This is a genomic window from Cupriavidus sp. P-10 (genome assembly GCF_003402535.2).
In the GTDB taxonomy this organism is placed as follows: domain Bacteria; phylum Pseudomonadota; class Gammaproteobacteria; order Burkholderiales; family Burkholderiaceae; genus Cupriavidus.
In genome coordinates this window covers 586,189-602,181 of sequence record NZ_AP025170.1, presented here as the reverse complement: position 1 = coordinate 602,181, position 15,993 = coordinate 586,189, and the positions used below count along the sequence as shown (strand labels likewise).

15 protein-coding genes are annotated in these 15,993 nt (G+C 68.4%); 10 read left to right on the top strand and 5 right to left on the bottom strand.

All coding sequences use genetic code 11. From position 1 onward, the window contains the following. Positions 1–15: 15 nt before the first annotated feature. The gene (locus tag CTP10_RS02790) at positions 16–1,515 is read right to left on the bottom strand and encodes an N-acetylmuramoyl-L-alanine amidase (RefSeq protein WP_116317225.1); all 1,500 of its coding nucleotides are present in this window, start codon (positions 1,513–1,515) and stop codon (positions 16–18) included. Beyond that, complete coding sequence (gene tsaE, locus CTP10_RS02785; RefSeq protein WP_116317224.1) at positions 1,509–2,033, bottom strand: tRNA (adenosine(37)-N6)-threonylcarbamoyltransferase complex ATPase subunit type 1 TsaE; 525 nt, start codon at positions 2,031–2,033, stop codon at positions 1,509–1,511. Before tsaE ends, CTP10_RS02790 begins: the two co-directional genes overlap by 7 nt. 16 nt (positions 2,034–2,049) lie before the next feature. Between tsaE and queG the strand changes: the two genes are divergently transcribed. Continuing rightward, entirely contained in the window at positions 2,050–3,276 is a 1,227-nt protein-coding gene (gene queG, locus CTP10_RS02780) for a tRNA epoxyqueuosine(34) reductase QueG (RefSeq protein WP_233527945.1), read from the top strand. 48 nt (positions 3,277–3,324) lie between these two features. On the opposite strand, the gene CTP10_RS02775 is transcribed toward queG, so the two are convergent. Then, positions 3,325–4,218 (bottom strand): AEC family transporter, encoded by an 894-nt coding sequence (locus CTP10_RS02775; protein WP_116317222.1) that lies wholly within the window; start codon positions 4,216–4,218, stop codon positions 3,325–3,327. 181 nt (positions 4,219–4,399) lie between these two features. Here CTP10_RS02775 and CTP10_RS02770 point away from each other — a divergent pair, with 181 nt between their 5' ends. The 8 genes from CTP10_RS02770 to CTP10_RS02735 all read left to right on the top strand — a co-directional run bounded on the left by CTP10_RS02770 (position 4,400) and on the right by CTP10_RS02735 (position 11,575). Next, on the top strand, positions 4,400–5,065 hold the full coding sequence (locus CTP10_RS02770) for a chalcone isomerase family protein (RefSeq protein WP_116317221.1): 666 nt from the start codon (positions 4,400–4,402) through the stop codon (positions 5,063–5,065). 113 nt (positions 5,066–5,178) lie between these two features. Then, the gene (locus CTP10_RS02765; protein WP_116317220.1) at positions 5,179–6,147 is read left to right on the top strand and encodes a tripartite tricarboxylate transporter substrate binding protein BugE; all 969 of its coding nucleotides are present in this window, start codon (positions 5,179–5,181) and stop codon (positions 6,145–6,147) included. Positions 6,148–6,248: 101 nt separating this feature from the next. Then, a complete protein-coding gene (locus CTP10_RS02760) occupies positions 6,249–6,740 on the top strand; it encodes a methylated-DNA--[protein]-cysteine S-methyltransferase (RefSeq protein WP_116317219.1) in 492 nt (163 codons plus the stop codon). Further along, positions 6,737–7,684 (top strand): site-specific tyrosine recombinase XerD, encoded by a 948-nt coding sequence (gene xerD, locus CTP10_RS02755; protein ID WP_116317218.1) that lies wholly within the window; start codon positions 6,737–6,739, stop codon positions 7,682–7,684. Before CTP10_RS02760 ends, xerD begins: the two co-directional genes overlap by 4 nt. Before the next feature lie 46 nt (positions 7,685–7,730). Then, a complete protein-coding gene (locus tag CTP10_RS02750; protein ID WP_116317217.1) occupies positions 7,731–8,222 on the top strand; it encodes an aminoacyl-tRNA deacylase in 492 nt (163 codons plus the stop codon). Between the two features lie 150 nt (positions 8,223–8,372). Continuing rightward, positions 8,373–8,981 carry a glycerol-3-phosphate 1-O-acyltransferase PlsY gene (plsY, locus tag CTP10_RS02745; protein WP_116317824.1) on the top strand — a complete coding sequence of 203 codons (609 nt, stop codon included), beginning with the start codon at positions 8,373–8,375 and terminating at the stop codon, positions 8,979–8,981. Positions 8,982–9,107: 126 nt separating this feature from the next. After that, complete coding sequence (locus tag CTP10_RS02740) at positions 9,108–10,535, top strand: amidase (protein WP_116317216.1); 1,428 nt, start codon at positions 9,108–9,110, stop codon at positions 10,533–10,535. 41 nt (positions 10,536–10,576) lie between these two features. Beyond that, positions 10,577–11,575, top strand: a complete 999-nt coding sequence (locus CTP10_RS02735) for a Bug family tripartite tricarboxylate transporter substrate binding protein (RefSeq protein WP_233527944.1) — start codon at positions 10,577–10,579, stop codon at positions 11,573–11,575. 492 nt (positions 11,576–12,067) lie between these two features. On the opposite strand, the gene CTP10_RS02730 is transcribed toward CTP10_RS02735, so the two are convergent. Together CTP10_RS02730 and CTP10_RS02725 are read right to left on the bottom strand one after the other, a co-directional pair. Further along, positions 12,068–13,336, bottom strand: a complete 1,269-nt coding sequence (locus tag CTP10_RS02730; protein ID WP_116317215.1) for an ATP-binding protein — start codon at positions 13,334–13,336, stop codon at positions 12,068–12,070. Positions 13,337–13,402: 66 nt separating this feature from the next. Further along, the gene (locus tag CTP10_RS02725; protein WP_116317214.1) at positions 13,403–14,146 is read right to left on the bottom strand and encodes a response regulator; all 744 of its coding nucleotides are present in this window, start codon (positions 14,144–14,146) and stop codon (positions 13,403–13,405) included. A gap of 334 nt (positions 14,147–14,480) precedes the next feature. Between CTP10_RS02725 and CTP10_RS02720 the strand changes: the two genes are divergently transcribed. After that, positions 14,481–15,992 (top strand): MdtA/MuxA family multidrug efflux RND transporter periplasmic adaptor subunit, encoded by a 1,512-nt coding sequence (locus tag CTP10_RS02720; protein WP_116317213.1) that lies wholly within the window; start codon positions 14,481–14,483, stop codon positions 15,990–15,992. The last annotated feature ends 1 nt before the right edge of the window (position 15,993 follow it).

Below are 15,993 nucleotides of genomic sequence, written 5' to 3'. Positions count from 1 at the left end.
TTGTGTCCGTTCCGATCACACCGACGGATTCTTCGACAACGGCGGATTCTTCGCAAAATACGCCTTGATCCCACGCAGGATGGCATTCGCCAGCTGCTCCTGGTGCGCGCTGTCGTTGAGCTTGCGCTCCTCGGCGGGGTTGCTGATAAACGCGGTCTCGATCAGGATCGACGGGATATCCGGCGCCTTGAGCACCGCAAACCCGGCCTGCTCCACACTCCCCTTGTGCAGCCGGTTGATGCCGCCGATCTCGCCCAGCACGGACTTGCCGACCTGCAGGCTGTCATTGATCTGCGCGGTGGTGGACAGGTCCAGCAACACGCGCGCGACCTGCGCATCCTTGTTGCCCATGTTGGCGCCACCGATCAGGTCAGCGGCGTTTTCCTTGTTGGCCAGCCAGCGCGCCGCGGAACTGGACGCGCCACGCTCGGACAATGCGAACACCGACGCACCATTGGCCTCCGGCGACAGGAAGGCATCCGCGTGGATCGACACGAACAGGTCGGCCTGCACCCGTCGCGCCTTCTGCACGCGCACGTTCAATGGCACGAAGAAATCCGCATCGCGCGTCATCATCGCGCGCATATTGGGCTGGGCGTCGATCTTGGCGCGCAGCCGGTGCGCGATCTGCAGCACCACGTCCTTCTCGCGCGAACCAGCGGCGCCGATCGCGCCGGGGTCTTCGCCGCCGTGGCCGGGATCCAGGGCCACCGTCAGCAGGCGGCGCATCTTGAACGGGCGCTCGGCAGTCGGGTTGTCGCGCGCGACCGGCGGCACCACGGGGGCATCCGGCTTCGGCACCATGGGGGCCGACGGCCTGGGCCGGGCGGCAACCACCGGGGGTGGCGGCGCAGTCGTGGCCGGCACGTCGCCCTTCTCGTCGAACTTGCGCACCAGCGCGCCGATGGCATCTTCCTCGGCGCCAGCCGGGGCACCGGCAATGCTGTCCGGACCCGGCGCGGGGTCCGAGGTGGCGAAGCGGCGCTGCTTGTCCTCGGTGTCGCGCACCAGTTTCCACAGCGGGTCGGGCGGGTTGACCGGGTACAGGTCGAACACCAGCCGGTTGCGGTAGGTGCCGATCGGCAACAGCGTGAACACCTGCGGCGCCACGCTCTCCTTCAGGTCGAACACCATGCGCACCACGCGCGGGCGGTTCTGGCCGACGCGCACGGTCTGGATATAGGGGTCGTTGGGGGTGATCTTGGCCACCAGCTCGCGCAGCGTGGGCGAGAGGTCCAGGCCATCGATGTCGACCACCAGCCTGTCCGGATCGCGAATCATCTGGTGCACCGCAGACAGCGGCGCATCGGATTCGATGGTGACGCGGGTGTAGTCCTCGGCCGGCCACACGCGCACCGCGACGATGCCGGCGCCGAACGCGATCTGCGGGCCGGCGAGCGTCAGCACGGCCGTGCCCGCGCCCAGCTTCAGTGCCTGCGCCATCCATTTGCGGCGCGCCTGCAGCAGGCCGTCGGGTCCATCGGGGCGGTCGGTGGCAAGTCGCTTGATCAGCATGCGTTCAGCAAGGTAAGTCCAGTGTGAGTATAGGCGCGCAACGTCGCGATTCGTCGCTCCCCGGCATCGTTTTCGCTGTCGTCCGGCGGTGTCATGTCCGATTGGAGCAACACATGCAGGTCGGGTTCCCCGAGCAGCCGCCCCGCCTTCTCCGGCCATTCGACCAGGTTGAAGGCAGGTTCGGCAAAACAGTCGCGGAAACCTGCGTCTATCCACTCCTCCGGATCGGCGAAGCGGTACAGGTCGAAGTGGTAGACCGTCAGCGGCGAGCCGTCGGCGCGGGCCACCTCGTAGGGCTCGCACAGCGTGTAGGTGGGGCTGCGGACCTTGCCCGCATGGCCGAGCGCGCGCAGCACCGCGCGCGACAGCGTGGTCTTGCCGGCGCCAAGGTCGCCGGACAACTGCACATGCACCGTGCGCGGCGGCATGGCCTGCACCGTGGCGGCCAGCGCGGCGCCCAGGCGCGCGGTGGCGGCTTCGTCGGGCAGCGTCAGGGTGCGTTCTTCGAGCAAGGGCATTGCGTACAATTCAGGGATGATCGACCCAGCAGTCAAGCCGCCGGCCAGCGCGCCAGGCGCGCATAGTGTTCCCGCAAGCGCTCCAGGGCAATCCGGCCAGGCCGGCCAGGCCAACCCCGAGGAGCTGGCGGCGCTTGCGGAATCTATCCGCGAATGGGGCGCCGCGCTGGGTTTTGCGTCGGTGCGCATCGCCGACGTCGATCTTGGCCACGCCGAGCCGGGGCTTCTGGCATGGCTGGAGCAGGGTTATCACGGCGACATGGATTATATGGCGAACCACGGCTTGCGGCGCGCCCGTCCGGCCGAACTGGTGCCGGGCACGGTACGCGCCATCGTCGCGCGCATGCCCTATGTCCCTGCTGCCGAAACCCCACCGGGCGCGCCCGACTGGCGCCGGCGCGAACTGGCGCGGCTGGGCGATCCGGCCACGGCGGTGGTGTCGCTGTACGCGCGCGGCCGCGACTATCACAAGGTCCTGCGCAGCCGTCTCCAGCAGTTGGCCAGCCGGATCGAGGCCGAAATCGGCAAATTCGGCTACCGTGTCTTCACCGATTCCGCGCCGGTGATGGAAGTGGCGCTGGCCAGCCAGGGCGGACTCGGCTGGCGCGGCAAGCATACGCTGCTGCTCGACCGCGACGGGGGCTCGATGTTCTTCCTGGGCGAGATCCTGGTAGATATCCCGTTGCCGGCCGATGCGCCCGAACCGGGCCACTGCGGCAATTGCCACCGCTGCCTCGACATCTGCCCCACGCGCGCCATCGTTGCGCCCTACCGGCTCGATGCGCGCCGCTGCATCTCCTACCTGACCATCGAGCACAAGGGCCCGATCCCGGCCGAATTCCGCGCGCCGATGGGCAACCGTGTCTACGGCTGCGACGACTGCCAGCTGGCCTGCCCGTGGAACAAGTTCGCGCACGTGGCCAGCGTGCCGGACTTCGATGTGCGCAACGGCCTGGACGCGCCCGACATGGTGGCGCTGTTCCAGTGGACCGAGGACGAGTTCAACCAGCGCCTGGAAGGCAGCCCGATCCGGCGCATCGGCCATGAGCGCTGGCTGCGCAACCTGGCGGTGGGACTGGGTAACAGCCTGCGCGTGGCGCTGTCGGGCACGCGCGCGGAAGACGCGGCACTGGCCGCGCGCATCCGCGCCGCCTTGCAGGCGGCGCGCGAGTCCGCTTCGCCTTTGGTGCTGGAGCATATCGACTGGGCGCTCGCGCAGGGCGAGCCGGCACGCACTGGCTGACCGAATTTGGCTGACCGAATCTGGCTGGCCGGACCTCGCTGACCGGACCTAGCTGACCAGCGCCAGCCACAGCGGCGTGGTGACGATGGCCGCCACCGTCATCACAGAAATCGTCGCCGCCACCATCGGCCCGTTGCCGCCCATCCGCACCGCCAGGATATAGGCGCTCGACGCGGTGGGCAGCGAGGCATAGAGCACCACGATCTGGTACTGCAGCGCGGTCAGCGGCAGGTGCCGGCCCACCAGCCAGGCCACGCACGGCATCGCCAGCAGCTTGACCCCGGTCCACCATGCCACCGGCCCGACCGTGCCGGTCGCCCCGCTCATCTGCAAACCGGCGCCCACCGTCATCAGCCCCAGCGCGGTCGAGGCCGAGCCAAGCCGGTTCAGCGTCATCGCCACCACCTCGGGCGGGTGCAGGCCCAGCAGGTTGGTCACGAGGCCGCCGGCCGTGGCCAGGATCAGCGGGTTGCGCGCCAGCTCCTTCCACAGCGCGGTCTCGCCGTGCCGGGCCAGCGCCCACACCGCCGCCACGTTGCACAGCGGCACGGTGCAGCCGACGATCACCGCCATCAGCGCAAGCCCCTCGCTGCCGCCGAGGCGCGATGCCAGCGCCAGGCCGATGTAGGAATTAAAGCGGAAGGCGGTCTGCAGGCCCGAGGCAAAGCTCAGCGCATCGGGCTTCAGCACCCATTTGACGGCGTAGCCGGCTGCCATGCCCACGGCCATCGCCAGCAGCGCCAGGCCCAGCATCGCCGAGGTCGACGAGAAATCGAAGACGGCGGCATTGGTCGACTGCAGCAGCAGCGCCGGGAACAGCACAAAGTAGACCAGCCGCTCCACTCCGCCCCAGAAGGCGCGGTCGAACGGGGAATAGCGCACCAGCAGCCAGCCGATCAGGATCAGGCTGAAGTCAGGCACCAGCAGGAGAGCAGAAGACATTGTCGTTGTTGTAATGGCGAGGGCACGGCGTGGTAGCTGCCCGGCCTCCGGTCGCGATTCCGGCCGGATGTGGGATGGAAATACGGCCGACGTGCGGGAATGTGCAGACTAGGGCAGATACGGATAGGTATTTTTCCAGATTTAGGTCAGCATGGCATGCCTAGTTGTACGTCCTGCCGCCATGTTGTCCCGCACCCGTTCCGCGCCGCCAGGCCCGGACACCCACCTTCGCTCCCGTTCACGCGCTGGCCTTCACACCGGCCTGCGCTCGCGCGCGGCCGCCCTGCTGGTGATGCTGTGCGCCACCACCGCGGCCGGCGCGATGCCGGCGCGCGCGATCGAGATGGAGGGGATCCGCTTCGATGACGCCGCGCGCGTGGGCGGCAAGGAACTGCAACTCAACGGCACCGCGCTGCGCGCGCGCTTCCTGACCAAGGGCTACGTAGCCGCGCTGTACCTGCAGGAAAAGGCCCGCAACGCGACCGTGGTACTCGGCACGCCCGGCGCCAAGCGGCTACAGTTGCGCATGCTGCGCGAGGCCGAACCGCCTGCCTTTGCCCGCGCCATCCGCCAGGGCATCCGCGACAACCACAGCGAATCCCAGGTGCAGGGGCTGTCCGCGCGGCTGGTGCAGTTCGAGCGCACCCTGGGGGAGGTCGGCAACGCGCACAAGGGCGACGTGATCAACCTGGACTTTACCCCGCAGACGGGCACGGTCGTCGCCATCAACGGCACGCCGCGCGGCCGCCCGATCCCCGGCGAAGACTTCTACCAGGCCGTGCTGCGGGTGTTCCTGGGCGACCGCCCGGTCGACCCGGACGTCAAGCGCGGACTGCTCGGCGGCTGACAGGGCCGCATTCTTTTACGCTGCCGCCGCCGTGCCTTTACCTGTGGCACCGCGACGGTTTCTTTGCTTCCGGGCAGCACCCTGCCCGGATTTCTGACGGGAGACATGATCTCATGCAAGCTGGCAAACTCGCCCTGACCCTGGCCCTGGTCGCGGCCACCACCACGGCGCACGCCCAGAGCTTTCCGACCAAGCCGATCCGCCTGATTATTCCGTTCGCACCGGGCGGCACCACCGACATCGTCGGCCGCGGCGCCGCCGACCAGATGAGCCGCATCCTGGGCCAGCCGGTGGTCGTGGAAAACCGCGCCGGCGGGGGCGGCTCGATCGGAGCGGACGCGATCGCCAAGGCGGCGCCGGACGGATACACCATCGGCATCTCGACGGTGTCGACCATGGCCGTGAACCCGGCCTGCAACCCCAAGCTGTCGTACGACCCGATCAAGGACTTCAAGCCCATCACCAACCTGGCCAACGTGGCCAACGTGATCGCGGTGAACCCGAACTTCCCGGCCAAGACCTACAAGGAATTCCTGGCCGTGCTGAAGGCCAACCCGGGCAAGTACTCGTACGCGTCGTCGGGCACCTGCGGCTTCGGCCACATGCTGGGCGAGCAGTTCAAGGTATCGACCAAGACCTTCATGGTCCATATCCCGTACCGCGGCGCGGGCCCGGCGCTGAACGACGTGCTTGCCGGCCAGGTGCCGATCATGGTGGACAACCTGCCGTCGTCGATGCCCTATATCAAGGCCGGCAAGCTGCGCCCGCTGGTGGTGGCCTGGAACAAGCGCCTGGACTCGCTGCCGGACGTGCCGACCTTCGGCGAAATGGGCCTGAAGGAGCCGAACGACCCGGCCTGGTACGGCCTGGTAGCGCCGGCCGGCACGCCTGACGACGTCATCAAGAAGCTGAACGACGCCGCTGTCAAGGCGCTGCAGGACAAGGGCTTCCAGGAGCGCCTGCGCACCGCCGGCGCCGAGCCATCGGGCAATACGCCGGCGCAGCACGCGGCCGAGATCAGGAAAGAGTTCGACAAGATGAAGAACCTGGTGAAGGTGCAGAACATCAAGCTGGAGCAATAAATCCGGCTGCAGCACTTGCCGCTGAGGCCGCCGCCAGGCGGCCTTTTTTCTTGCCAACGCAAAAAGCACTAAAATCCAGCATCCGCCCCAGTTCGACCGCCATGCCTGCCACTTACGATGCCATCCTTTCCGCCCCGTTCGGCAAGGTCGGCGTGCGCACGGACGGCACGCGCATCCGGGCCATCGTGTACCTGCCCGCGCACGTCGAGGCACGCGCGCCGGCCGATGCGCTGACGCGCCAGCTCGTGGCCCGGCTCGAGGCCCAGCTCGACGCGTACTACGCCAACCCCGACGCCCCCTTCGACCTGCCCCTCGCTCCGGCGGGCAGCGATTTCCAGCAGCAGGTCTGGCAGGCGATCGCCGCCGTGCCGCGCGGCGCCACCACCACCTACGGCACCATTGCCGGGGCCATCGGCGCGATGCCGCGCGCGGTGGGCCAGGCTTGCGGCCAGAATCCGTTCCCGATCGTGATCCCCTGCCATCGCGTGGTCTCGGCCCGCGGTATCGGCGGCTTCTCCCATCATGCCGAAGACGGTTTCTACCTCGACGTCAAACGCTGGCTGCTGCGCCATGAAGGCGCCATGCTGATATGAGTGCCGCCGCACCGGTGGCCGCACCGCCAGATCTTGCCGCGGCTCCCAGCGATGCCGACGCGGCGCTGGTCGGCCGCTTCTGCGACGCGCTGTGGCTGGAAGACGGCCTGTCGCAGAACACCATCGACGCGTACCGGCGCGACCTGACCTTGCTGGCCCGCTGGCTGCGCCACGACGGCCACGGCGAGCTGCCGGGCGTGGACGACAGCGTGCTGTCGGCCTATTTCAGCGCACGCCACACACAGACGCGCGCGTCGTCGGCCAACCGGCGGCTGGCGGTGTTCCGGCGCTTCTACCAGTGGGCGTTGCGCGAACACATCGTCGAGGCCGATCCCTGCCTGCTGCTGCGCCCCGCCAAGCAGCCGCCGCGCTACCCCAAGACACTGACCGAGGCGCAGGTCGATGCGCTGCTGGAAGCGCCCGACACCGGCACGCCGCTGGGCCTGCGCGACCGCACCATGCTGGAGCTGATGTATGCCAGCGGCCTGCGCGTGTCCGAGCTGACCCAGATGAAAACCATCGAGATCGGCCTGAACGAGGGCGTGGCGCGCGTGGTCGGCGGCAAGGGCGACAAGGAACGGCTGGTCCCGTTCGGCCAGCAGGCCTCCGACTGGCTGCGCCGCTACCTCGCCAGCGCCCGTCCCGCGCTGCTGGCCGGGCGCGCCTGCGACGCGCTCTTCGTCACGCAGCGCGGCGAAGGCATGACGCGCCAGGCGTTCTGGCACCTGATCAAGCGCCATGCGCGCGATGCCGGCGTGCATGCGCCGCTGTCGCCGCACACGCTGCGGCACGCCTTCGCCACGCACCTGCTCAACCACGGCGCCGACCTGCGCGTGGTGCAGCTGCTGCTCGGCCACGCCGATATTTCCACCACCCAGATTTACACCCACGTCGCACGCGAACGCCTGCGCGAGCTGCACCAGCAGCACCATCCGCGCGGCTGAGCCATACCGAGCCCTTCCAGACCGGCATCCACGCCATCAGCAAGACATGAGCAAGAACAAGCACGTCTCCGAAACCCCCGCCACCCAGTTCCTGCGCAAGCAAGGCGTGGCCTTCGGCGAACACCCCTATGAATACGTCGAGCACGGCGGCACCGGGGAATCGGCGCGCCAGCTCGGCGTGGCCGAGCACGACGTGGTCAAGACCCTGATCATGGAAGACGAGCGCGCGCAGCCGCTGGTGGTGCTGATGCACGGCGACTGCTCGGTCTCCACCAAGAACCTGGCGCGCCAGACCGGGCGCAAGAGCGTGCAGCCGTGCAAGCCCGACGTGGCGCAGCGCCACAGCGGCTACATGGTCGGCGGCACCTCGCCGTTCGGCACGCGCAAGCGCATGCCGGTGTATGTGGAGGCCACCGTGCTGGAGCTGGAGCGCATCTACATCAACGGCGGCCGGCGCGGCTACCTCGTCAGCCTGGACCCGAAACTGCTGCCGGGTCTGGTCGATGCCAAGCCGGTGGAGTGCGCGCTGCCTGACTGAGGCGCGGGCGCCTCGGGTGCGCAGCAGCCGCCACCCGGCGCCACGCGCGTGGCGGCCGCACCTGCCAATCCGGGAAGTCACGGACGTGGTGAAGGCGCCGCCGCGCTACAATCCCGCCAGCTTGAAAACACCCCACTGCACATGGCTAACCTGCCTAACCTGATTTTCGCCCTCGCCGCCTACCTGATCGGCTCGATTTCCTTTGCTGTTGTCGTCAGCAAGCTGATGGGGCTGCCGGACCCGCATTCGTACGGCTCGGGCAACCCGGGGGCGACCAATGTGCTGCGCACCGGCAACAAGAAGGCCGCGATCCTGACGCTGATCGGCGATGCGCTCAAGGGCTGGCTGGCGGTGTGGCTGGCGGCGCGCTTCGGGCCGGCCTACGGGCTGACCGAGACCGGCCTGGCCATGGTGGCGCTGGCGGTATTCCTGGGGCACCTGTTCCCGGTCTACCACCGCTTTGCCGGTGGCAAGGGCGTAGCGACCGCGGCGGGCATCCTGCTGGCGATCGATCCCATCCTGGGCCTGGGCACGCTGGCCACCTGGCTGATCATTGCGTTCTTCTTCCGCTACTCGTCGCTGGCAGCACTTGTGGCGGCGATCTTCGCGCCGTTCTTCTACGTGCTGATGAATGGCGTGGACGCGATGACCGGCGCCATTTTCGTGATCAGCGTGCTGCTGATCGCGCGCCACCGGCAGAACATCGCCAAGCTGCTGGCCGGCAAGGAAAGCCGGATCGGCGAGAAAAAGAAGGTCTGAGCGGGTTACACTGCCAGCGCACTCGCCCGCCGCGCGATCCCGCGCCGGGCCCTGCCCCGGCGGGTCTTCCCCGCCCGTCCCATCGCGGCCGGCCGCGTACCGGCCCGTCCCAGGAGACGCACGCCGATGAGCGAAGCGCTTTGCTTTCTTTCCGCCGCTGAACTGCAGGCCCGCATCCGCCGCAAGGACATCTCGCCGGTAGAGCTGATGGAAGCGGTGCTGGCCCGTGCCGCAAGGCTGCAGCCCGAGCTGAACTGCTTCATCACGCTATGCGCCGACGAGGCCATGGCCGCCGCACGCGCCGCCGAGCAGGAGGTGATGGCTGGCCGGCCGCTGGGTCCGCTGCACGGCATCCCCTTCACCGCCAAGGACATCGTCAACACGCGCGGCGTGCGCACGACCTTTGGCGCAGTGCCGATGCGCGACAACGTGCCGGTCGAAGACGCGGTCTCGGTCGCCCGCCTGCGCGCGCATGGCGCGATCCTCGTCGGCAAGACCACCACGCCGGAGTTCGGCTCCAAATGCCTGACCGATTCGCCGCTGTTCGGGCGCACGCGCAATGCCTGGCACGCGCAGCGCACCAGCGGCGGCTCGAGCGGCGGCGCCGCGGTGGCAGTGGCGAGCGGCATTGCACCGCTCGCGGTGGCGACCGACGGCGGCGGCTCGACGCGCATCCCGGCGGCCTGCAACGGCGTGGTCGGCATCAAGCAGAGCCAGGGCGTGATCCCGCACAGCCAGGCGCAGGACCTGTTCGGCAACCAGACCTATGTCACGCCGACCACGCGCACGGTCATGGATACCGCGCTGATGATGCAGGCGATGGCCGGAGAGCATGCGTGCGATCCCTGGTCGCTGGGCGTGCCTGCCGCCGACTACGTGGCCGCCGCGCAGCCGCACGGCGACCTGCGCGGCGTGCGCATCCGCTATTGCCTGGCACCGCCGGGCCGCACGGTGGCCGCTGACGTCGCCGCGGCGTTCATGGCAAGCCTGGAGCGATTGCGTGAGCTTGGCGCGGTGCTGGAGCCGTTCTCGGGCGAAGGCTTTGAGGTCGAGCCGATCTGGCGCGCGATCAACCATACGGTCTGGCGCACCCGCTTCGCGCCGATCGTGGCGCAACACCGCGATGCGCTCAGCGCCACCTTCGTGCGGCAGGTTGAATCGGCCGCGCACTTCACCGGCATGGAATACCAGCAGGCCATGTTCGAGCGCTCGAAGCTGTTCCTGCGCGTGCAGGACCTGCTGGCCGATGCCGAGTTGCTGGCCATGCCCACGCTCACGCGCACGGCCTTGCCGATCGACCAGGACCTGTTCGGCCAGATCGAGATCGACGGCCAGCAGTACGACAATGTGCGCGCGTGCTGGTTTCCGTGGACCATGCCGTTCAACATGACCGGCCATCCGGCGATCAGCCTGCCTTGCGGCTTTGGCGAGGATGGCCTGCCGATCGGCCTGCAACTGGTCGGCCGGTTCCGGCGCGATGCCGACCTGCTGCGTGCCGCGGCGCTGTACGAGGCCGCGCACGACTTTCGCAACAGGTGGCCCGCGTTGCCGTGAGCCCCGCCCTGCCCGGCCAACTTCCATCGATCCTGACTGCCATGACTGCTGACTCCCGTTTCGCACGCGGCCTGCTGGCCGCACTGACCACCGCGGCCGCCGCGGCCGCCCTCGTCGTCGCGGGCCCGGCCCTTGCGGCTGATGCCGAACCGATGCATATCATCGTCGGCTACGCCCCCGGCGGCGCGGCCGACAGCCTGGCCCGCCTGTACGCCGAGCAATTGCGCCAGGACGGCCACGGCACGGTGGTCGTCGAGAACCGGCCGGGTGCGTCGGCACGGCTGGCGCTGGACTATGTGAAGCGCGCCAGGCCGGATGGCAAGACCGTGTTTATCGGCCCATCGCCGCTGTTCACCATTTTTCCGCTGACGTACAAGAAGCTGGGTTACGACGCCGACAAGGACCTGGTGCCGGCGGCGGTGCTGACCGACGTGCCGACCGTGGTGGCCGCCGGGGTGCAACAGCCCTACCGGAACATGAAGGAATACCTGGAGTGGGCCAAGCGCAATCCTTCGGGCGCGAGCCTGGGCCTGGCGACCATCGGCAGCGCCGGCCACCTCGGCACGGTCGCTTTGGGCAAGGCGGCAGGCATCGCGATCACGCCGGCCGCCTACCGTGGCGCGGCGCCGATGCTGGTCGACGTGATCAGCGGCAACGTGTCGATCGGCTGGGATGCGGTGGCGAGCATGATGCCGCTCTACAAGGGCGGCAAGCTGCAGTTTTTGGGCGTCAGCGGCACGCGGCGGGCCAAGGCGCTGCCTGACGTGCCGACGATGAAGGAGCAGGGGTTCAGCCAGTATGACTATGCGACCAGCTGGTATGGGGTGTTTGTGCCGGCTGGCACGCAGCCTGACGTGGTCGCCAAGGTTGAGAAAATGTTTATTGCCGCGTCGGGCAATGCTGCTACGGCTGCCAAGCTGGAAGCGCTGGGGCTTGAGGTCGTGGCACGCCCGGGGCAGGAGGCGAAGCGCAGGATCCAGGTGGAGCGGGCTGCATGGAAGCCGATTGTTGAGGCTACGGGGTTCGTGGCGGAGGATTGAGGGGTCTCGCTCTCTCGCTCTCTCTATCGTTCTCTTTATCGCTGCGGCGGGCATCTGGTAGCTATTTGATATGCCCGGGTTTCGCCCCTGAAGGGGCGAGTCACTCGGCGATAGCGCCAAGCGAGCGCAGCGATGCGTGCCGTGCCAAGGCCCCTGACCTGAGATGCTGCCGGCGCGCAGCGCAGCCGTAGGCGTTCCTGCGTTGCCCCCGGTAGCAGGGTCCACCAACCCTCTGGGCTCGTTCAACCAGCATGTCCATCCCTGCCACCATGGTGCACCCCTGCGGCAGGCAGTCTTGCTTTGCGAGGAAGGAGAGCCCCGTACGAAAGCCCTCGCACACTACGATAAAAGTGGCCGCCCGCCCAGGGCAATAAACGCGCTTTCTGGTGACTCTTTGTCGCTCGGACAAAGAGTTACCCGCCCTTCAGGGCGGAACCGGGCATATCAAATAGCTACCAGATGCCAAGCCGCAGCGAGACCGAGCCACATCCATCAAGCCACCACCCCAAAAACCATCTCAACCCTGAACCCACCCCCGTCGGCATTGACCAGATTGAGCTTCCCCCCAGCCTGCCGCACCAGCCGATCCACGATCGCCAGCCCCAACCCGGAATGCGCATTGCCGCCCCGAGCGGGATCGAGCCGCACGAACGGCAATGTGACGCGCTCCTTGTCCTCTTCAGGAATCCCGGCCCCCTGGTCTTCGACCACCAGCACGTAACCGTCAGCCGTACGCGTCGTGGCGATGCAAACAGGCGGCTTGCCATAGGCATAGGCATTGTCAACCAGGTTGCCAATGATCCGGTCCAGCTGCGTGGCAATCATGCGGAACCCGTCCCCCGCACCCAGCGACAACACTACCTGCCGTTCCTGCTCGGCAAGCGAAGCCGCCAGTTCGTTGACCCGCCGGTCCACCGGCACCGGCCGTGCCGTCGACTCGCTGGTCTGCGCGAAGCTCAAGAACTGCTCAACGATCGCCTGCATCGAATCCACATCACGCGTGACCCCCGCCGCGGCCTTGGGGTCGGACATCATCTCCGCGCGCAGCCGCAGCCGCGCCAGCGGCGTCTTCAGGTCATGCGCGATGCCCGCCAGCATCGTATTGCGCTCCTGATCGATGCGCGCCAGGTCAGCCACCATACGGTTGAAGCGCTCGATCAACTGCCTTAGCTCACGCGGCCCGCGTTCGCGCAAAGGCGGCACCTCGCGCTGCCGCGACAGCAGCTCGGCGGCGTTGGCCATGTCCCGGACAGGGCGCTGCAGTTGCCAGGCGATCAGCAGCGCGAATATGATCGCCACGCCCACCACCAGCATCACGCCCGGCACCAGGCGGTTATCGGGCGGCGGATTGTGGACCCAGAGGATCGGCATGGCGATCCAGTCGTCGCGGCTGGGCAGCTTGATCCAGATGCGCGGCGTGGTCTCGTCTTCCAGCCGGATCTCCGTACCCTGCGGCAACCGCGAGATGAACTGTTCGACCAGGCGGCGCGAGCGGCCGCCCTTGGGCGCGGTGGCGTGCTCGTCGGCGCTGGCGGTATCGGCGGTCTCCACCAGGCTGGGCAGCTTCGCCGGCGGGCGCGCATCGAGCGCGCGCTCGATGCTGTCGAGCTGGAACAGCATCTGCTCCACGGAATAGTCGACCTGCTGCTGGCGCCGGTCCATGCGCAGGATGGCCAGCCACGAGAAGTGGCTGATCACGAGCACGGCCGCGATCAGCAAGGCAATGCGGCCGAACAGGGTGTCGATACGTCGCAACTTCATCGGGAAGCAGGCTCGGGTGGCACGCGGCGGCACGTCAAACGATAAAACGGCCGGCCGCCGCGGGCTTTAGTCGGAAAGCTCGGCGGGAATTTCTTCCGCTTCGTCGGGCACGAAGGTGTAGCCGCGGCCGCGCACGGTCTGGATATAGCGTGGCCGCTGCGCGTCTTCATCCAGCAGCCGGCGCAGGCGCCAGATCTGCACGTCGATGCCGCGGTCGCTGATGCCGCTGGCGCTGCCGTACATCAGCTCGACGATGCGCTCGCGCGACAGCACTTCGAGCGGATGCATCAGCAGCAGCTTGAGCAGCGCGAATTCGGTGTCGCTGATCGACAGCGTCTGGCCGGCGCGGGTCAGCGTGCGCTGGCGGAAATTGACGCGGAACGGGCCGAAGGCGACCGATTCGCGGTCCTCGGGCGCCGCGGCCGGGCGGGCCAGCTTGCGGCGCAGCACCGCGTTGATGCGCGCCAGCAGCTCGCGCGGCGAGAAGGGCTTGCCGAGATAGTCGTCGGCGCCGATCTCCAGGCCGACGATGCGGTCGATCTCGTCGCTGCGGGCGGTGAGCAGGATCACCGGGATGTCGTCGTTCTTGGCGCGCAGGTTGCGCAGCGCGGTCAGGCCGTCGACCTTGGGCATCATCAGGTCGAGCACGATCAGCGCGGGCCGTTCGCGCTCCAGGCGCGCCTGCAGGCCGTCGCCGTCGTGCAGTACCGAGACGGCAAAGCCCTGCTGGGTCAGATACTCGCGCAGCAGGTCGCGAAGTTCGGGATCGTCGTCGACGACGAGGATCTGGGTAGGCTGGTTCGTTCGCATAGGCACATGATAGTCAGCCCGGGCGGCGCACATGCCGGATCGGCCGGGCGGTTTTGTTTCTGGAGGTTACACCTGGGGCGCTGGTAATCCTCTGTAATAAAAGCGCCGGGCGCCGAAATACGGGCGTCCGCGCCCGCACATTATCCTTGCCGCATGACTTGCCGTCGGCGCCGTCCCATGCGCGCTGCACGGCACTCGCCGGCACGCCGGCGGCCTTTGGGTGCGTTGCCCCCACGGCCGGCCGGTGCCCATTGCGTTGCGGCATACTGCTGCATCGTCACTTGCCAGCAGAACACCACGGCGCGCCGGGCGCGCCGTTCCCAGGATTGCGGACATGTCCAACCCCGAACAAGGCCAACCTAACCCCTCCCCGTCTTCCCGTCCGCCCCTGCCGCCCGGCGGTACCCCGCCCCGCAGGAACCGGCGCCGGCTGTATGCCGGGCTGCTGGTGCTGCTGCTGGCCGGGGGCGGCTGGTACTGGTATGCCCACCGCGGCGACGCGCCCAAAGGCACCGCAGGCGGCCCGGGCGGCGCCAGCGGGCCTGGTGCAGGAGGTCCTGGCGGTCCCGGTGGCCCTGGTGGCCCTGGTGGCCCCGGCGGACGCGCCGGCATGCCGCGCTCGCCGGTGGTGGTCGCCACGGTGGCCCAGCGCGACATGGACGTGGTCCTGAACGGACTGGGCAACGTGACCCCGGTTTCGAACGTGACCGTGCGCGCGCAGGTTTCCGGCCCGCTGCTGAAGGTGCTGTTCAAGGAAGGCCAGATGGTCAAGGCCGGCGACGTGCTGGCCGAGATCGACCCGCGCCCGTTCCAGGCCGCGCTGGACCAGGCCGTGGGCCAGCTGGCGCGCGACCAGGCGCTGCTGCAGAACGCGAAGCTGGACCAGCAGCGCTACCGCACCCTGCTGGGCCAGGATTCGATCTCCAAGCAGCAGGTCGATACCCAGGACGCGCTGGTGCGCCAGTACGAGGGCGTGGTCAAGACCGATCAGGGCAACGTCGCCAACTCGCGCCTGCAGCTGGGCTACACCAGGATCGTGGCGCCGGTGTCGGGCCGCATCGGCCTGCGCCAGGTCGATCCGGGCAACATCGTCAACACCAGCGACACCAACGGCATCGCGCTGATCACGCAGATCCAGCCGATCGCCGTGATGTACACCATCCCCGAGGACAACCTGCCGTCGGTGCTGAGGAAGCTCAATGCCGGCGAAAAGCTGCCGGTGCAGGCCTGGGACCGCCAGGTGCGCAACCAGCTGGGCGAAGGCACGCTGCTGACCACCGACAACCAGATCGACACCACCACCGGCACGGTCAAGCTCAAGGCGGTCTTCCCCAATGAAGACGGCATGCTGTTCCCGAACCAGTTCGTCAACGTGCGCACGCGCGTCGACACGCTCAAGGACGCCACCGTGATCCCGGTGGCGGCGATCCAGCGCGGCCAGCAGGGTACGTTCGTCTACACCGTGGACGACGCCAACAAGGTCAAGGTGCAGGTCGTCACCCTCGGGCCCGGCGACGGCAGCCGCAATGCGGTCCTCAAGGGCCTGGAGCCCGGCCAGCGCGTGGTGGTGGATGGCGCCGACCGGCTCAAGGAAGGCATGACGGTCGAGACGGTCGACCCGGCCGCGCGCGCCGCGGCCACGGTGCCGGCGAGCCAGCCGCGTGGGCGCGGCCGGCGCAACCGCGATGGCGCCGGCGGGGGTGGCGCCAGCGGTGCGCATGGCGACGCCAGCGCTGCGGCAGCGGCTGGCGCATCTGGCGTGGCAGGCGAGCATCGCCGCCATCGCGAAGGCGGCGCCAGCGCGCCCAGTGCGGAAGGCCCGCGCCGCCAGCAGCAGCAGCAGTAAG

What these genes read in the sequence shown, in the direction of transcription:
- CTP10_RS02790 (WP_116317225.1), bottom strand. Translation starts at nt 1,515, where the DNA reads ATGCTGATCAAGCGACTTGCCACCGACCGCCCCGATGGACCCGACGGC.
- tsaE (WP_116317224.1), bottom strand. Translation starts at nt 2,033, where the DNA reads ATGCCCTTGCTCGAAGAACGCACCCTGACGCTGCCCGACGAAGCCGCC.
- queG (WP_233527945.1), top strand. Translation starts at nt 2,050, where the DNA reads ATGATCGACCCAGCAGTCAAGCCGCCGGCCAGCGCGCCAGGCGCGCAT.
- CTP10_RS02775 (WP_116317222.1), bottom strand. Translation starts at nt 4,218, where the DNA reads ATGTCTTCTGCTCTCCTGCTGGTGCCTGACTTCAGCCTGATCCTGATC.
- CTP10_RS02770 (WP_116317221.1), top strand. Translation starts at nt 4,400, where the DNA reads ATGTTGTCCCGCACCCGTTCCGCGCCGCCAGGCCCGGACACCCACCTT.
- CTP10_RS02765 (WP_116317220.1), top strand. Translation starts at nt 5,179, where the DNA reads ATGCAAGCTGGCAAACTCGCCCTGACCCTGGCCCTGGTCGCGGCCACC.
- CTP10_RS02760 (WP_116317219.1), top strand. Translation starts at nt 6,249, where the DNA reads ATGCCTGCCACTTACGATGCCATCCTTTCCGCCCCGTTCGGCAAGGTC.
- xerD (WP_116317218.1), top strand. Translation starts at nt 6,737, where the DNA reads ATGAGTGCCGCCGCACCGGTGGCCGCACCGCCAGATCTTGCCGCGGCT.
- CTP10_RS02750 (WP_116317217.1), top strand. Translation starts at nt 7,731, where the DNA reads ATGAGCAAGAACAAGCACGTCTCCGAAACCCCCGCCACCCAGTTCCTG.
- CTP10_RS02740 (WP_116317216.1), top strand. Translation starts at nt 9,108, where the DNA reads ATGAGCGAAGCGCTTTGCTTTCTTTCCGCCGCTGAACTGCAGGCCCGC.
- CTP10_RS02735 (WP_233527944.1), top strand. Translation starts at nt 10,577, where the DNA reads ATGACTGCTGACTCCCGTTTCGCACGCGGCCTGCTGGCCGCACTGACC.
- CTP10_RS02730 (WP_116317215.1), bottom strand. Translation starts at nt 13,336, where the DNA reads ATGAAGTTGCGACGTATCGACACCCTGTTCGGCCGCATTGCCTTGCTG.
- CTP10_RS02725 (WP_116317214.1), bottom strand. Translation starts at nt 14,146, where the DNA reads ATGCGAACGAACCAGCCTACCCAGATCCTCGTCGTCGACGACGATCCC.
- CTP10_RS02720 (WP_116317213.1), top strand. Translation starts at nt 14,481, where the DNA reads ATGTCCAACCCCGAACAAGGCCAACCTAACCCCTCCCCGTCTTCCCGT.